A 16,752-nucleotide genomic window follows, 5' to 3' on the forward strand; every position below is an offset into this window, starting at 1 on the left:
GGGAGAACTTTAAATGAATAATGTTACTTTTCCTTCTGTAAAGCAAGTTTTTACAGCGGGCACAAACCAAATACAAAACCCATCCAGTACATCATTCGAGCCTCAAAAAAGTTTTGCGTCCGTATTAAAAGAATCTATTAATAAAGTAAATGAAACTCAGCTGCAGTCGGATATTTTAACAGATAAGCTGGCAAGGGGAGAAAACGTGGACCTGCATCAAGTAATGATCGCTGGACAAAAGGCTAGTATCACAATGCAGGCTGCACTCGAGATTAGGAATAAAGTTATTGAAGCTTACCAGGAAACTATGAGAATGCAAGTGTAAAAGGCTAGAGATAAAAAGAAAAAAGAAAGCGGTTATTGACTGCCAGATATTCCAGACCTAATAACCGGGGGATTAAAATGAACGATTCAATAAAAATATATATCGAAAAATTGAAAAATTATTGGACGAGCAGATCCAAGAGGCAAAAAACGCTAACAATTGGGGCGTTTTTATTCCTGATTTTAGTTATTGCGGTTGCGTCTTACTTTGCTACGAGAACTACCATGGTTCCTCTTTACAGCAATCTTTCGCCTTCCGAAACAGGGACAATTAAACAAAGCCTGGATCAAAAAGGTATAACCTCGCAAATTGCGGATAGCGGGACAACCATAATGGTTCCTGAGAAATCAGCTGATACTCTTAAAGTTCAGCTGGCAGCTGAGGGATTACCGAAGTCAGGCAGTATAGATTACTCTTTTTTTAGCCAGAATGCCGGCCTGGGTACAACGGATAAGGAATTCAGTGTGATCAAGCTTGATGCCATGCAAACTGAGCTTGCAAATTTGATTAAAGGAATTGAGGGTGTGCAGGATGCGAAGGTGATGATCAACCTTCCGGAAAAAGGTATTTTTGTCAGTGATGATAAAGAGGCTGCATCTGCATCAATCGTTTTGAACACGAAACCAGGATATCAGTTCAGGGACGAACAGATTAGGTCTCTTTACCAGCTGGTTTCAAAGAGCGTTCCTAATCTTCCTACAGATAATATCGTCATTATGAATCAATACTTTGAGTATTTTGACTTAAATAAAGAAAATAATTCTAATCCTGGAAGTTCATTCACAGCACAGGCTGAAATTAAGAAGCAGGTAGAACGTGACATTCAACGACAGGTTCAAAGCATGCTGGGAACTTTAATGGGCCAGGACAAAGTAGTTGTATCAGTAACTGCTGATATGGACTTTACCCAGGAAAACAGAGAAGAAAACCTGGTTGAACCTGTTGATAAAGAAAATATGAAGGGAATTGCTATCAGCGCCCAAAAAATCACTGAAACTTATACTGGAAAAGGTGCCAATGCAGTCGGAGGAACACCTGCAGCTGAAAACCCAGCTGATACACAGGGCTCCACATACGCACAGGGAAGCACTAATGGTGACGGTGATTATGAAAAAGTCGATGACAAAGTAAATTATGAAGTAAACAGGATTAAAAAGCAGATTTCCGAAAGCCCTTATAAAATCAGGGATCTTGGAATCCAGGTAATGGTTGAGCCGCCAAAACCAAACGATCCTAATTCTCTTCCACAGGCTAGAGTTGACGACATTTCAAAAATGCTGGGTAGTATTGTACGTACCTCCATTGATAAAAAAGAAGGCACTGATTTAACGGATGCAGCTATTCAAAATAAAATCCTTGTTTCGGTTCAGCCCTTCAATGGCAAGATTAAATTTAGCGAAGAAGCTCAGCAAACGATTCCTTGGTGGGTATACGCCGCTGGCGGTGTACTGCTTCTCATCATCGTCTTGCTGCTGATATTATTCCTGCGCTCACGGAAAAAACGTCAGGAGGAGGAAGAAATGCTTCCATATACAGAGCCTGAACCAGTTTATATTCCAGATGTGAACAACGAACATGATACAGAGGCAACAGTAAGAAGAAAGCAGCTAGAAAAGATGGCGAAAGAAAAACCAGAAGAATTTGCAAAGCTGCTAAGAACCTGGATTGCAGAAGACTAGAGAAATGAGGTGTTGAAAAATGGCAAAAAATCAAAAAGAACTTAACGGGAAACAAAAAGCAGCCATTCTTCTCATTTCCCTGGGTCCTGATGTTTCTGCATCAGTGTATAAACACCTGAATGAAGAAGAAATTGAAAAATTAACACTTGAAATATCAGGTGTAAAAAAGGTGGAAAACAGTTCAAAAGAAGAGGTTTTGGAAGAATTCCATAATATAGCTCTAGCTCAGGATTATATATCTCAGGGAGGGATTGGCTATGCCAAAACGGTCCTTGAAAAAGCTTTAGGAACAGAACAGGCCTCCGTTATTATCAATAGGCTGACTTCCTCCCTGCAGGTGCGTCCTTTTGATTTTGCGAGAAAGGCTGATCCGGCTCAAATACTAAATTTCATTCAAAACGAACATCCGCAAACGATTGCACTAATATTGTCATACCTTGACCCAGCCCAGGCAGGACAGATTTTATCTGAGCTCCAACAGGATATGCAGGCTGATGTTGCTAGAAGGATCGCTATGATGGATAGTACTTCTCCAGAGATTATTAATGAAGTTGAACAAATCCTGGAAAGAAAGCTTTCAGCAACTGTAACCCAGGATTACACCCAAACTGGAGGAATTGAAGCTGTTGTAGATGTACTGAACGGAGTTGACCGTGCCACAGAACGTACAATCCTTGATGCTCTGGAGATACAGGATCCTGAACTCGCAGAAGAAATTAAGAAAAGAATGTTTGTATTCGAAGACATTGTTACTCTTGATAATCGTGCAATACAGCGTGTCATTCGTGATTGTGAAAATGAAGACCTTATGCTTTCACTTAAGGTATCAAGTGATGAGGTTAAAGAAATTGTATTCCGCAATATGTCTTCTCGTATGGTAGAAACCTTTAAGGATGAAATGGAATACATGGGGCCTGTCCGATTACGCGATGTAGAAGAGGCTCAAACAAGAATCGTTTCCATCATTCGCCGTCTGGAAGATGCAGGAGAAATCGTCATTGCCCGCGGCGGAGGGGATGATATTATTGTCTAGATTAATTAAATCCCAGTGGGCTGCGCCAAAAACGGAAAAAAGAATAATTGGTATAAAAACGGTGCAAAGCAACAATCCAGGTTCCGAGGAATCACCTTATGCCTTCGAAGAGCAAGGGGAAAGTATTATTGGAAGCGCCCATATGCAGTCAGACATGATTATGCAGGAAGCTGCTGTCCATGCTCAGGCTGTCCGTGAGCAAATTGCTGCGGAAAAAGAAGAATGGGAACGCCAGCGGCATAACCTTGAAGAAGCCGCACAAATAAAAGGGTATGAGCAGGGCCTTGTGGAAGGCAGAAACCAGGGCTACCAGGAGTACAGCGAAACAATTAATTTTGCAAAAGAGATTGTAGAAGATTCTAAATTAGAGTATAGAAAAAATGTAGAGAAGGCTGAAAGAACCATTTTAGAACTTGGAATGAAGGTAGCTGGACGCATTCTTGGTACCAGAATTAGTGAACAAGAGGAAGATTTTCTTCTCATCGTTAAACGGGCATTGAAGGAAGCAAGAGAATACCGGGAGGTTCAGGTTCATGTGAATCCATCTCGCTATAATTTCCTTTTATCACAGAAGGATGAGTTAATTGCACTGTTTCCAAGAGAAGTAGATTTTTATATTTATCCTGATGAGGACCTTTCAGAAGAAGCATGTCTTATCGAGTCGGCAAATGGACGAATAGATGCAAGTGTGGACAGCCAGCTGGATGAAATAAAAAACAAACTAATTGATTTGCTGGAGAGTGGAACAGAATGAAAGCTGCATCCCTTCTCGAACATATAAACGAACTGGATACGTTTCGAAGATATGGAAGAGTGAAAAGGGTCGTCGGACTAATGATAGAATCACAGGGCCCTGAAAGTTCAATTGGAGATGTTTGCTATATTCATGTTGGCGGAAGACAAAAACGGAAAATCATGGCGGAAGTAGTCGGCTTTAGGGAAGAAAACATTATTCTTATGCCATATACCGCTGTTCAGGATATATCAGCTGGCAGTCTGGTGGAGGCTTCTTCAAAACCTCTTGAGGTGAAAGTTGGAGCAGCACTTATTGGAAGCGTTATTGACTCTCTTGGTTATCCGCTCGATGGTTCTCTCCTTCCAAAAGGTCTGACTTCGGTACCAACAGAACAGTCACCACCCAATCCCATGAATCGGCCTCCTATTCGGGAATCGATTGAGGTGGGAGTAAGGATGATTGATGGTCTTCTTACCGTCGGAAACGGACAAAGGGTTGGAATCTTTGCGGGAAGCGGAGTAGGAAAAAGCACGCTGCTTGGAATGATTGCAAGAAATACAAAAGCGGATTTAAATGTAATTGCTTTAATTGGTGAACGGGGAAGGGAAGTAAGGGAGTTCATCGAGCGGGATCTCGGCGAAGAAGGATTAAAAAGATCCATAGTTGTCGTTGCCACCTCGGACCAGCCAGCGCTTATGAGAATAAAAGGAGCATTTACTGCAACAGCAATTGCCGAATACTTCCGAGATAAAGGTCTTAATGTCATGCTGATGATGGACTCTGTAACAAGGGTTGCCATGGCTCAGCGGGAAGTCGGTCTTGCAGTCGGAGAACCTCCGACAACCAAAGGATACACTCCTTCAGTTTTTGCCGTACTTCCTAAACTTCTGGAGAGGACAGGAACAAATCAATCTGGTTCTATTACAGGTTTTTATACTGTCTTGGTAGACGGCGACGATATGAATGAACCAGTTGCTGATACGGTACGTGGAATTTTGGATGGTCATTTTGTCCTTGATCGGGATCTGGCAAATAAAGGGCAGTATCCTGCAGTAAATGTGTTAAAAAGTATCAGCCGGATTATGAATCAAATTGTAACCTCTGAACAGGCCAGAGCAGCAGAAAAGCTGCGCGATCTGTTAAGCACATATATCAATTCGGAGGATTTAATTAATATTGGTGCTTATAAAAAGGGTTCATCAGCTGAAATCGATGAAGCTGTGAGACTTTATCCTCATATCCTTTCTTTTTTAAAGCAATCTACAAGTGAAAAGGTTTCTATGCAAGAAAGCATTTATCAGTTATTTGATTTAGTAGGGAATGGTGATTTTGCTGATGGTCTATCAATATAGATTTGATAAAATCCTTCATATAAAAGTAAAAGAAAAGGACGAAGCGCTCTCCTTCTATAATGAGTCGGTACGAAAGTTTGAGGAAGCAGCAGAAAAACTGTATTCCCTTTTAAAAAAGAAAGAGGATATGCAGTCCCATCAATCTTCAAGGCTGGAAAAAGGACTGAACGTACAGGAAATCAGGTATCATCAGCAGTTCATTGTAAACCTCGAAAAGACAATTGAGCATTATCAAACAATGGTGTTAAATGCACGCGGCAGAATGAACTTTTATCATGAGAAGCTACTGGAAAATAATGTGGAAGTAAAAAAATATCAAAAAATGAAAGAAAAAGATCATCAGCATTACCTTAAAGATATGATTGCCTTTGAGGGAAAACAAATGGATGATATCTCGATTCAGCAATTTATGAACCGGGGAAATTAGGTGGAAAAATGGAAAAAAACTCTGAAGAAAAAGAACGCTCAAGATATAGTCCTTTTCAATGGTTTATATATATTGTTCTTATTCCTTTACTCTTTACGATAACAGTTGCACTGGTGGTCATGACATTTTCAGGTATCAACGTGTTTGAGGCAGCCAAGGAATATGGGAACAAAATCCCCGTAGTGGGCAGCTTATTCGCAGCTGATAAAAAAGAAAATAACCAGCAATTGGAAAAAAACATAATTGATTTAGAAAGCCAAATCAAGGACCGTGAAGCAAAAATCCAGCAGTTAAAAACACAGTTGGATCAAAAGGACAAAAGCATCCAAATGGGCGAGCTTGAAAAAAGCAAGCTGCAGCAGGAAGTTAATAACTTAGTAGCTATTCAGGAAGAAAACAAACGGGCATTTAAAGATATTGTAAGAACCTATGAAACTATGCCAGTAAAAAAATCAGCACCTATTATTTCTAAAATGCCTGAAACAGAAGCGCTAAAGATTTTATCCAATATTAAGCCCGAAACACTTGCTGGAATAATGGAGAACATGGATCCAGCTCAAGCTGCTAAATTTACAGGCATGCTGACCACCCAGGATCAAACAGACAGCCAGAATCAATAAACACATCAAGCGCTTATGCTTTTCTTGAAAGGAGGTGAAAATATGCAAATTGGTGGACTTGGATATGTAAAAAGTATGGCAACTTCCCAAAATGCTCAAGGAACAAAAGGAAAAGAAAGCTTTATGAGTGTTCTTAACGGGCTTCAGACTCAGCCGAAAGAAGAACAAAAGAAGGACAGTAATTCTTTATCAGCCCTAGACATAACAAACCTTTTGTCTTTCCTTGGAACGGTGAATATCCAGGATATTGAGGGAGGGTCTAAAATCAAGGATCAGCTTATGAGTAATTCTGATACAGATATGCTCCAGATCATAAAACAATATCTTGGAATCAGTGATGAAAAATGGAACAGTCTTTTAGAATCCCTTTCCAGAGGAATTGGCAGCTCCTTACCGCAGGAAAAGAAAGATGAGAAGAATCCTCAGGATTTATTAGCAGCTATGCTTGCTGGCCTTTTATCATTGCCTCAGGACAAGCTAATGAAATTACCTGCAGACGATTTAAAAGGTTTTTTAAAGGCAGCTAAGCTATCCGACCTTATGGCTGCGAACAAGGACTCGGCAAAGTCCTTAGACAGTCTTGGAAGTCTCCTTGAAAAAGTAAAGGAAACACTAAGTAATTTGGCTGCAAATCAAAAGCCAGCAAACAGAAATGAATTTTTACAAAATGTATTTACCCGGTTAGTTAGCGACTTAAACCAAAAAACTGAGGAAAAAGATAAAAAAGTTTTTCCATCGCAGGAAATTAAAACAGACTCGCACGATTTTAAACTAAATATCAGCGGGGAAACGATAAATTCACAAAGCACAGGAAAATCTATACAGCCTCTTCTTATGCTTCAAAGCAATGGGAGACCTATTAATACCAATGAATTAATTAGACAGTTTGAATCTATTCTCTCCAAGGCGCAATTGAGTGGTACAGGAGGAGAGCAAAAATTATTGGTTAATCTTCATCCTGACAACCTTGGTTCATTAAGAATTGAGTTAATTCAAAGAGACGGTACGATTACAGCGAAAATATTAACTTCAACTGGAGCAGCTAAAGATGCACTGGAGTCTCACATGAATGGATTAAAGCAGGCTTTTGCAGCTCAAAACATTCAAGTGGAAAGACTGGAAATATCCCAGCAGCTAAGCCAGCCTGATCGCTTCCTGGGGAGAGAGCAGCAGGGGCAGCCACAGGGGCAGAGACAGAATACGCAGGAAAATAATAAAAAGAGCGAAGAAGATGATGGAGACTTTAATTTTTCGCTTGAAGAAGCTCTTGTAAATATGGAAGTTTAGGTGAGAACATGGCAAATACAATTGATTCATCTTTATTATTAAATACAGTCCAGAATACAGCCAAAAAAGCAACCAGTACACTTGGGAAAGATGATTTTCTAAAAATTCTAATGACTCAGCTGCAGAATCAGGACCCGCTTAACCCAATGCAGGATAAAGATTTTGTTGCCCAGATGGCCACGTTCTCTACATTAGAGCAGATAACAAATATGGGGAAATCAATTGACCAATTTGTTTCTGCAGAACAGCAGAACAAGCTGATTCAATACAGCCAATTTGTTGGCAGGGATGTAACTTGGCATAAGGCACAGGATGATGGGCAAACGGGACAGTCAAATGTTCAGCAGGGCGAAGGTAAAGTAGTTTCTGTTCAGTTTAAGGACGATAATGTTCTCTTTACATTAGAGGATGGAACAACCCTGGAACCAGCTAATATTTCACAGGTTAATGAAACCTCTCTTGACAGCCAGATGCTTCAATCATCTATGCTCATTGGAAAAACGGTATATTATACAAATGACCAGAAGGAAGAGAAGACAGCAACTGTAAAGTCTGTATCGTTTAAGGATGGGAAAACTCAATATCTTTTAAGTGATGAGGCAAAAATTAATGCGGCGCAAATAACAAAAATAGAATAAAGATTGGAGAATGATAGAAATGGATAAACCTATTTTTCATTCCATCGTTCCCAAAACACCGTTACCTAAGGCATTAAAGCCAAGCATAAACCAGACTCAGGCAAAAAATCCTTTTTCTATGCATCTTCAGAATGCTATTGATGCAAGTTCGGGCTTATCAATCAGCAAGCATGCCCAGGATCGTTTGAAAGAGCGGAATATTAGGATAAGCGAGGAAAAATGGGGCCAGATTGAACAAAAGGTTTTAACGGCAAAAAAGATGGGGGTTAATGAATCCCTAGTACTTTTAAAGGATGCAGCCCTAATCGTAAGCGCAAAAAATAATAGGGTAATTACAGCGATGAACAGACAGGAAGCTGCGTCGCAAATATTTACCAATATTAATGGAACGATTTTAATAGATTCATAAAATGGCTGGACCTTGAAAAGGAAGCCAAGAGCTGCCGACTGACAGACGCAGCTGCAAATATAAGGAGGAAAAACAATGCTTCGTTCAATGTACTCAGGAATCAGTGGAATGAAAAACTTCCAGACAAAGCTAGATGTAATCGGCAATAATATTGCTAATGTCAACACCTTCGGATTTAAAAAAGGCCGTGTAACCTTTAAGGATACAATGAACCAGACAATTTCAGGCGCCAGTGCTGCCCAAAACAACCGCGGCGGAAAAAACCCAATGCAGGTTGGACTTGGTTCCACTTTTGCTACCATTGATACTGTCGACACTCAAGCTGCACTGCAAACTACAGGAAGAGCACTTGACGTTGCGATTTCCGGTGATGGCTATTTTGTAACTAAGCAAGGTAATCAGTTATCTTATACCCGCGCAGGAAACTTTTATCTTGATAACTCAGGAAACCTCGTAAATGGTGATGGTTTAAAGGTACAGGCATATAAAGTAGATCCTGTTACCGGGCAGCCTACTAATCAACTGGGGGATATTGCGGTAAATGTGAATGCAGTATTGCCACCTGTTGTAACTAAAAATATTAAAATGGCTGATAATTTATCGGCAGATGCAATTGTTGGAACGGTATACAATCAGCAAATTAAGACTATTGACGCTCAAGGACAGGAACAGAAAATGGAGATTTCTTTCACAAAATCTGCTTCCGGATGGGATGTTACCATTCCGGGCGCTCCAACAAATCCAACTTCTTTAAGCTTTGGTGCAGATAAAAGCTGCACAACAGGAGCATTGACGTATACTCCAGCTGGAAGTGCACCTATTACTGTCGATTTTTCCGGACTAAAACAAGAAGCAGGTCCTACAACTGCACTCGTCAATCCCGACGGAAACCTACAGGGCAGCCTTGAGAGCTTTAACATTGGCTCATCCGGGGCAATTAACGGGGTATACTCTAATGGCCTTGTAAAGACTCTGGGAATATTAGCAATTGCTAAATTTAGCAATGCTTCAGGTTTAACTAAGACAGGAAGCAATTCCTTCCAGGAATCTATTAACTCTGGAACGGCAAACATTGGTACACCAGGGGATGGCAGAGGTTCCATTGCTGCCGGATCGCTGGAAATGTCAAACGTTGATCTTTCCGAGGAATTTACCGAAATGATCACTGCACAGCGTGGCTTCCAGGCGAATACCAAGATTATTACAACTTCAGATGAAATCCTTCAGGAACTTGTTAATTTGAAACGATAATTTATAGGAGGATGGGGGAAGAAAAAACTTCTTTTTCTTCCCTTAAAAACTAAACGTGATAAAAGTAACCAGATTAAATGGAAAAGAATTTACACTAAACGCACTCTATATCGAAACTGTTGAATCCTTCCCTGATACTACTATTACACTACTAAATGGACATAAGTACGTTGTGAGGGAATCGGAGCAGATAACAGTGGAGAAAATAAAGGGATTCTATCAATCTGTAAGTCTTCTGGGTCAACCGCAGTTGGAGGAAATTGAAAATGATGAAAAATAAATTGTTCATGATTATGACGATTATGCTTGCTGCCATTTTACTGGTAGGTGGGGTAGCCGTGACTGTTATATACAAGATGAATAATAAAGCAGAAGCAAAGGGTCCTACTATTGATGAGGTGCTGGAGGACTCAGTTGATATTCCGCAGCTCACAACTAACCTGGCAAGTGACGATTATATCCGGATTTCTTTTAAAATTCAAACAGACAGCACAGATGCAAAGGACGAAGTGCAAAAACGAGATTTCCAAGTGAAAAATATCATTATCCAAGAGCTCTCTGAAAAGCAGGCAAAGGATCTGCAGGGCAAAGAAGGCAAATTACAGCTTGAAAATGCTTTGAAACACCGGATTAATCAATTAATGCAGAATGGAAAGGTAGTTAAGGTATATATCACAGACTCTCTTCTTCAATAATCAGGGAAAACTAAATTAATGCAGATATGGAGGTGAGACTGTATGGCAGGAGAAGTTTTATCGCAAAGTGAAATTGATGCCCTGCTCTCTGCTTTATCTACTGGAGAGATGGATGCTGACGAACTTAAGAAAGAACAGACTGAGAAAAAAGTAAGAGTTTATGATTTTAAAAGAGCTCTTAGATTCTCAAAAGACCAAATACGAAGCCTGACTCGGATACATGATAATTTTGCAAGGCTGTTAACTACATATTTCTCTGCACAGCTGCGGACATATGTACAAATTTCGGTGGCATCCGCAGACCAAATTCCTTATGAAGAATTTATCAGGTCCATTCCAAAAATGACTATTCTTAATGTCTATGAGGTTTTTCCTCTGGAGGGCAGGATTTTAATGGAGGTAAATCCCAATATTGCTTATGCCATGCTTGACAGGCTTTTGGGAGGCAGAGGGGCAAGCGTTAATAAGGTAGATAACCTGACTGAGATTGAGACGAAAATCATGTCTAATATGTTTGAACGTGCATTTGAAGGTCTTAGGGAGGCCTGGAGCAGTTTAGCTGATATTGATCCTGTACTGTCAGAGTTTGAGGTTAACCCGCAGTTTTTGCAAATGGTATCCCCAAACGAAACAGTAGTCGTCATCTCGCTCAACACAGTTATCGGAGAAACAAGCGGAATGATAAATATTTGCATACCGCATGTTGTCCTTGAACCAATAATACCAAAGCTCTCCGTCCATTATTGGATGCAGTCTGAGAAGAAGGAAAGAGAACCACGGGAAATAGCTGTTTTAGAGAAAAATATCCAGAATGCGGACGTATCCGTCAGCGTGGAAATGGGAAATGCCGATATTACGGTTCAGGATTTTCTCATGCTGGATGTGGATGATGTGATTGAACTGGATCAATTAATAACAACACCGCTTCTGATAAAAGTTGGCGAGATTCCTAAGTTTTATGGCCAGCCAGGAAAAGTGAATAAAAAAATGGCTATCCAAGTGCTTGATACATTGAAAGGAGGAGATGGCGATGATGAGTGATGATATGCTTTCTCAGGACGAAATAGATGCGCTTCTGCGCGCAACAGATGAAGATGATACTTTTGATGCAGAAGAGCCAAAAGAAGAAGAAGAGTATCTTTCTCCGATTGAAATAGATGCCCTTGGTGAAATAGGCAATATCTCATTTGGCAGCTCAGCAACCGCGTTGTCCACATTATTGAACCAAAAAGTAGAAATAACCACTCCTACTGTAACAGCTGTGCAAAAAGAAAGGCTGGCAGACGAATTCCCACATCCATATGTAGGTATTGAGGTCAGCTATACGGAAGGATTTTCAGGCAGAAATATTTTAATTGTAAAGCAAAGTGATGCGGCTATAATTGTTGACCTGATGCTTGGCGGTGATGGTAAAAATCCTGCAGATTATATGGGGGAAATCCAGCTGAGTGCTGTCCAGGAAGCCATGAATCAAATGATGGGCTCAGCAGCAACCTCGATGTCAACCATCTTTAATAAAAGAGTTGATATATCCCCTCCGACGCTCAGCATACTTGATATAAAACAGGGGGAAGGTACCGAGAGGATTTCAGGAATAGAAATGCTGGTGAAAATTTCTTTCCGTCTGAAGGTTGGTGACCTAATTGATTCAACCATCATGCAGATTGTTCCGCTTGATTTTGCAAAAAAGCTGGTATTTGATTTGATGAACCCGGGCCAAGCAGAAGCTGATCCGCATATACAGACAAGTGCTGGCACTCAGCAGCAAAATAATTCGCCACAGGCAGCCATATCTGCTCACCATTCTGAATCCAATGGTTCTAGCACAGGCATTAATCAAGAGAGTAATAACTATCAAAATATTAATCAACAAACAGTACCTTATCAGCAGGAGCAGCATAGTCCTCAGCATATAGGTGCGAATTTTAGTGGCGGCCAGCAGCCAGCTGTCCAGCCGGCGGTGTTTTCTAATTTTGAACCAATGAGACATCAGGAGCCAGAACAGAAGAATTTGAATATGCTTCTTGATATTCCTCTCCAGGTAACAGTAGAACTTGGAAGGACCAAGCGTACTGTTAAAGAAATTCTTGAGCTTTCTCCTGGTTCCATCATCGAACTGGACAAACTTGCAGGTGAGCCTGTTGATATTTTAGTAAACAACCGTTTAATTGCCAAAGGAGAAGTTGTGGTAATCGATGAAAACTTTGGCGTACGAGTGACTGATATTATCAGCCAAAGTGACAGAATAAAGAAATTACGCTAAATAATAATGTACCCGGAGGTAAATGAATAAATGGCTAACAAGATTTTAATCGTAGACGATGCGGCATTTATGAGAATGATGATAAAGGATATTTTAACGAAGAATGGCTTTGAAGTTGTGGGCGAGGCAGCCGATGGCTCTCAGGCGATTGAGAAATACAAGGAGACACACCCTGACCTTGTAACAATGGATATTACTATGCCAGAAATGGATGGAATTACTGCATTAAAAGAAATTAAGAAGTTAAATCCAAGCGCTAAAGTGATTATGTGTTCAGCTATGGGCCAACAGGCAATGGTTATTGATGCGATACAGGCAGGAGCAAGAGACTTTATTGTAAAGCCCTTCCAGGCTGACCGTGTTATAGAAGCGATTTCCAAAGCGCTGGTCTAATGAAATGAGGGTGCACGCCTTGGTTAATTTGGAAAAAGGCATAAAAATATTGTTACTGGTTTTTATTGCTCTGCTTGGCTCCCAGCATACTGCCTTTGCAGAGCAAATGAATAATAGTGTTAAAGATTGCATTAAACACCCCGAAAAATGCAAGGATACAGTGGCACCAGTGAAAAATGGCGGGGAACAGAAGGCGAAAGCCCAGGAGGTAGGAGTTACTTTTTGGGATTTTGTTAGAATGATTTTTGCAACAGCCTTTGTCGTTGCCCTGCTCTATTTTCTTTTAAGGTTTATTAATAAGAAAAGCCGGGTGTACAAACACTCTCAGCTGGTTGAAAACCTGGGTGGAACCAGTCTTGGCGCGAACCGTTCGGTTCAAATTATCAAAATTGCGAACCAGCTGTTTATAGTCGGTGTGGGCGAAAGCATTCAGCTGTTAAAGGAAATTGAGGACGAAAATGAGCGAAACCAAATTATCGATGATTATAACAGCAGGATGGACCAGCTTATCCAGCCAAGCGATATTGTGACAAAGATCATTGAAAGAACCAGAAAACTTCAGTCATCAAACGGAAATGGAGAGTCTTTCTCCGCCGTTCTAAAAACTCAGCTGGACGATATTACCAAGGGAAGAAAGAAAATTTTCGATAAGCTGGAGAAGAAGGAGTCAGACACGCAATGAATCAGTTCGTGGATTTTTTTAATACCAGTTCACCTGAGAATGTTTCTACATCCGTTAAACTTCTCCTGCTATTGACGGTGCTTTCATTGGCTCCCAGCATTTTAATATTAATGACATGTTTTACACGGATCGTCATTGTTCTTTCCTTTGTCAGAACGGCGCTCGCTACACAGCAAATGCCGCCTAATCAGGTTATTGTCGGATTGTCATTGTTTTTAACTTTTTTTATAATGGCTCCCACTTTTCACGAGGTGAACGACAAAGCCCTTACACCATTATTTGATAACAAAATCACTTTAAACCAGGCTTACGACAGGGCCGCAATGCCTTTCAAAGACTTTATGAGTGATCATACAAGGCAGAAAGACCTTTCATTGTTTCTCGAATATTCGAAAGCGAAACAGCCAGAATCGGTAAAGGATATACCGCTCACTGCACTAGTTCCTGCATTTGCAATTAGTGAAATAAAAACAGCATTCCAGATTGGTTTTATGATTTTTATTCCATTCCTTGTAATAGATATGGTGGTTGCGAGTGTCCTAATGTCGATGGGAATGATGATGCTGCCGCCAGTTATGATCTCACTTCCTTTTAAAATATTATTATTCGTTCTGGTCGACGGCTGGTATTTAGTGGTCAAATCCTTACTACAAAGCTTTTAAGCAGGTGAACAGAAATGAGTCCGGAAACAGTAATATCAATAGCTGAACGTGGAATTTATACCGTTCTGATGGTATGCGGCCCGCTTATGTTAATAGCGCTTGTGGTAGGCCTGATTATCAGTATTTTTCAAGCAACAACCCAAATACAAGAGCAAACACTTGCCTTTGTTCCAAAAATTATTGCTGTCATGCTGGGAATAGTATTTTTTGGGCCCTGGATGCTGAGCCATATGCTCTCATATGCGAGTGAAATATTTTCTAATTTAACTAGGTTTGTAGGCTAATCAATGAATGAACTATATCCAAATTTGCCAGCATTTTTACTTATTTTTGTTCGTGTAACATCTTTTTTTCTAATGATGCCGCTCTTTTCGTATCGGACTATACCGGCAGCACATAAGATAGGGATGGGTTTTTTTCTAGCATGGATTATTTTTTATACCATCCACCCACCTGTGTTGGAAGTGAATTTGGTTTATTACCTCCTGATTATCAAAGAAGCAATGGTTGGCTTATTAATTGGGTTTATGGCCTATATGATTATGTCAGCCATTCAAATTGCCGGAGGCCTCATTGACTTTCAAATGGGATTTGCCATTGCAAATGTTATTGACCCGCAAACTGGGGCACAAAGCCCTTTGATGGGCCAATATTTATATACTTTTGGACTTCTTCTGTTACTAACAGTAAATGGACATCACCTTTTGATTGACGGCATTTATCACAGCTATCGGTTTATTCCGATTGATAAACCATGGCTGCCTCTGGGTGATGCAAATCTTGCCGAATATGTTGTTAAATCTTTTAGCACCACATTTATGACAGCCTTTCAAATGTCTATACCGGTTGTTGGCAGCTTGTTTCTTGTTGACATTGCTCTTGGGATTGTTGCAAGAACCGTACCGCAGCTCAACATTTTCGTTGTGGGAATGCCAGTTAAAACAATCGTTGGCTTTTTAGTTGTTATCGCTGTAATGGGAGCTATGATTGCTGCCGTATCCAATATGTTTCAATCTATGCTGGTTTCGATGAGGAGCCTCATGGAACTGCTTGGGGGTTCTTAAATGAACTTGTTAAAGCTGAATTTGCAACTTTTTGCAGGTGAAAAAACAGAAAAAGCCACCCCTAAAAAAAGGCAGGAGGCCAGAAAAAAGGGACAGGCAGCAAAGAGCCAGGATATAAACACTGCAGCGGTTTTATTATCGGTTTTTCTATATATGCTCTTTGCAGGAAATAGTTTAAAAAAAGGAATATTTGATTTGTTTAGCCATTCTTTTCAGCAAGATAGTTTGCTAATGGATTTGACGGAAAATAATGTACAGGTCCTTCTGGTTGCGACCCTAAAAGCGATGGCTTTGTATCTTGGACCAATCTTGCTTGTTGCGCTTTTAGCAGGTGTTGCTGCTAATTATGCTCAGGTTGGGATTATTTTTTCATCAGAAGCGATTCAGCCAAAGTTTGAAAAAATCAATCCTATTAGCGGTTTTAAAAGAATCTTTTCACTTCGAGCAATTATTGAATTAATTAAATCGATTCTAAAAATAGGATTTGTTGGGGCTGTTACTTTTTCTGTTTTATGGACGAAAATGGATCAGATACTGGCACTTTCTCAGAAACCAGTTGGGGCTGCTTTCGCTCTTATTGGGGGACTGACGGTGGACATGGGATTATATGCCTCTGGAGCGCTGCTGTTTTTGGCTCTATTGGATTTTCTCTATCAAAAATATGATTACGAAAAAAATATCCGAATGTCCAAGCAGGATATTAAGGATGAATATAAAAGTGCCGAGGGTGATCCGCTAATCAAATCAAAAATAAAACAAAGGCAAAGAGAAATGGCGATGAGGAGAATGATGCAGGAAATCCCTAAGGCAGATGTTGTCATCACGAATCCTACCCACTTTGCCATTGTCATTCAATATGATGAAGCTAATAGGGATGCACCCGTTGTCGTAGCAAAGGGCGTCGATTTTGTTGCTCAAAAGATTAAAATGATCGCTAAAGAACATGATGTGACTATGGTAGAAAACCGGCCCCTCGCAAGAGCACTTTACAGCCAGACCGAAATAGGGGATTCCATACCGGAAGAGTTCTTCAAGGCAGTTGCAGAAATTCTGGCTTATGTATATAGAATTAAAAATAAAGTTGAATAAAAAGCCCGAGACGCCCGTTTAGCGCGGCACCAAGTATCACTCAGCGGTCATATTTCTGCAGGATGCTGAAAGAAGCTTTTCAATGATGAAAACTTACTGGACGCCGAGGCTTGATTCAATTAAGCAAGAAAATGAATTTATACTAAT

General features: G+C 40.3%; 21 protein-coding genes. All 21 read left to right on the forward strand.

Going from position 1 to position 16,752, the window contains the following annotated elements; all coding sequences use genetic code 11:
• The first annotated feature begins 13 nt into the window (after positions 1-13).
• The 21 genes from fliE to flhB all read left to right on the forward strand — a co-directional run bounded on the left by fliE (position 14) and on the right by flhB (position 16,605).
• Positions 14-325, forward strand: coding sequence for a flagellar hook-basal body complex protein FliE (gene fliE / locus G8761_RS04040; RefSeq protein WP_166023905.1), 312 nt, complete (start codon positions 14-16; stop codon positions 323-325).
• Between the two features lie 77 nt (positions 326-402).
• Complete coding sequence (fliF, locus tag G8761_RS04045) at positions 403-2,004, forward strand: flagellar basal-body MS-ring/collar protein FliF (RefSeq protein ID WP_166023907.1); 1,602 nt, start codon at positions 403-405, stop codon at positions 2,002-2,004.
• Between the two features lie 19 nt (positions 2,005-2,023).
• Positions 2,024-3,037 carry a flagellar motor switch protein FliG gene (gene fliG, locus G8761_RS04050; protein WP_166023909.1) on the forward strand — a complete coding sequence of 338 codons (1,014 nt, stop codon included), beginning with the start codon at positions 2,024-2,026 and terminating at the stop codon, positions 3,035-3,037.
• Entirely contained in the window at positions 3,021-3,791 is a 771-nt protein-coding gene (gene fliH, locus G8761_RS04055; RefSeq protein WP_166024200.1) for a flagellar assembly protein FliH, read from the forward strand. Before fliG ends, fliH begins: the two co-directional genes overlap by 17 nt.
• The gene (fliI, locus tag G8761_RS04060) at positions 3,788-5,125 is read left to right on the forward strand and encodes a flagellar protein export ATPase FliI (RefSeq protein WP_166023911.1); all 1,338 of its coding nucleotides are present in this window, start codon (positions 3,788-3,790) and stop codon (positions 5,123-5,125) included. The genes fliH and fliI overlap by 4 nt, the downstream gene beginning before the upstream one ends.
• Positions 5,109-5,552, forward strand: coding sequence for a flagellar export protein FliJ (gene fliJ / locus G8761_RS04065; protein WP_166023913.1), 444 nt, complete (start codon positions 5,109-5,111; stop codon positions 5,550-5,552). Before fliI ends, fliJ begins: the two co-directional genes overlap by 17 nt.
• An 8-nt stretch (positions 5,553-5,560) precedes the next feature.
• Positions 5,561-6,172 (forward strand): MotE family protein, encoded by a 612-nt coding sequence (locus G8761_RS04070; protein ID WP_166023915.1) that lies wholly within the window; start codon positions 5,561-5,563, stop codon positions 6,170-6,172.
• Positions 6,173-6,214: 42 nt separating this feature from the next.
• On the forward strand, positions 6,215-7,459 hold the full coding sequence (locus G8761_RS04075; protein ID WP_166023917.1) for a flagellar hook-length control protein FliK: 1,245 nt from the start codon (positions 6,215-6,217) through the stop codon (positions 7,457-7,459).
• An 8-nt stretch (positions 7,460-7,467) separates the two neighbouring features.
• Positions 7,468-8,097, forward strand: a complete 630-nt coding sequence (gene flgD, locus G8761_RS04080; protein ID WP_166023919.1) for a flagellar hook assembly protein FlgD — start codon at positions 7,468-7,470, stop codon at positions 8,095-8,097.
• Between the two features lie 19 nt (positions 8,098-8,116).
• Positions 8,117-8,506, forward strand: coding sequence for a TIGR02530 family flagellar biosynthesis protein (locus tag G8761_RS04085; RefSeq protein ID WP_166023921.1), 390 nt, complete (start codon positions 8,117-8,119; stop codon positions 8,504-8,506).
• Positions 8,507-8,581: 75 nt separating this feature from the next.
• Positions 8,582-9,757: a flagellar hook protein FlgE gene (locus G8761_RS04090; protein ID WP_166023923.1), complete on the forward strand. Its 1,176-nt coding sequence runs from the start codon at positions 8,582-8,584 to the stop codon at positions 9,755-9,757.
• 55 nt (positions 9,758-9,812) lie between these two features.
• Complete coding sequence (locus G8761_RS04095; RefSeq protein WP_166023925.1) at positions 9,813-10,037, forward strand: flagellar FlbD family protein; 225 nt, start codon at positions 9,813-9,815, stop codon at positions 10,035-10,037.
• On the forward strand, positions 10,024-10,452 hold the full coding sequence (gene fliL / locus G8761_RS04100; protein ID WP_166023927.1) for a flagellar basal body-associated protein FliL: 429 nt from the start codon (positions 10,024-10,026) through the stop codon (positions 10,450-10,452). The genes G8761_RS04095 and fliL overlap by 14 nt, the downstream gene beginning before the upstream one ends.
• 42 nt (positions 10,453-10,494) lie before the next feature.
• Positions 10,495-11,493: a flagellar motor switch protein FliM gene (gene fliM / locus G8761_RS04105; RefSeq protein ID WP_166023929.1), complete on the forward strand. Its 999-nt coding sequence runs from the start codon at positions 10,495-10,497 to the stop codon at positions 11,491-11,493.
• Positions 11,483-12,715 carry a flagellar motor switch phosphatase FliY gene (fliY, locus tag G8761_RS04110; protein ID WP_166023931.1) on the forward strand — a complete coding sequence of 411 codons (1,233 nt, stop codon included), beginning with the start codon at positions 11,483-11,485 and terminating at the stop codon, positions 12,713-12,715. The genes fliM and fliY overlap by 11 nt, the downstream gene beginning before the upstream one ends.
• Before the next feature lie 30 nt (positions 12,716-12,745).
• Entirely contained in the window at positions 12,746-13,108 is a 363-nt protein-coding gene (locus tag G8761_RS04115; protein WP_166023933.1) for a response regulator, read from the forward strand.
• Positions 13,109-13,127: 19 nt separating this feature from the next.
• Positions 13,128-13,790 (forward strand): flagellar biosynthetic protein FliO, encoded by a 663-nt coding sequence (locus tag G8761_RS04120; RefSeq protein ID WP_243449882.1) that lies wholly within the window; start codon positions 13,128-13,130, stop codon positions 13,788-13,790.
• On the forward strand, positions 13,787-14,452 hold the full coding sequence (fliP, locus tag G8761_RS04125) for a flagellar type III secretion system pore protein FliP (protein WP_166023937.1): 666 nt from the start codon (positions 13,787-13,789) through the stop codon (positions 14,450-14,452). Before G8761_RS04120 ends, fliP begins: the two co-directional genes overlap by 4 nt.
• Before the next feature lie 14 nt (positions 14,453-14,466).
• Positions 14,467-14,736: a flagellar biosynthesis protein FliQ gene (fliQ, locus tag G8761_RS04130; protein ID WP_027323402.1), complete on the forward strand. Its 270-nt coding sequence runs from the start codon at positions 14,467-14,469 to the stop codon at positions 14,734-14,736.
• Positions 14,737-14,739: 3 nt separating this feature from the next.
• Complete coding sequence (gene fliR, locus G8761_RS04135) at positions 14,740-15,516, forward strand: flagellar biosynthetic protein FliR (protein WP_166023939.1); 777 nt, start codon at positions 14,740-14,742, stop codon at positions 15,514-15,516.
• Positions 15,517-16,605, forward strand: coding sequence for a flagellar biosynthesis protein FlhB (gene flhB, locus G8761_RS04140; RefSeq protein WP_166023941.1), 1,089 nt, complete (start codon positions 15,517-15,519; stop codon positions 16,603-16,605).
• The last annotated feature ends 147 nt before the right edge of the window (positions 16,606-16,752 follow it).

This window comes from Neobacillus terrae (assembly GCF_011393025.1).
GTDB classification, from domain to species: domain Bacteria; phylum Bacillota; class Bacilli; order Bacillales; family Cytobacillaceae; genus Neobacillus_A; species Neobacillus_A terrae.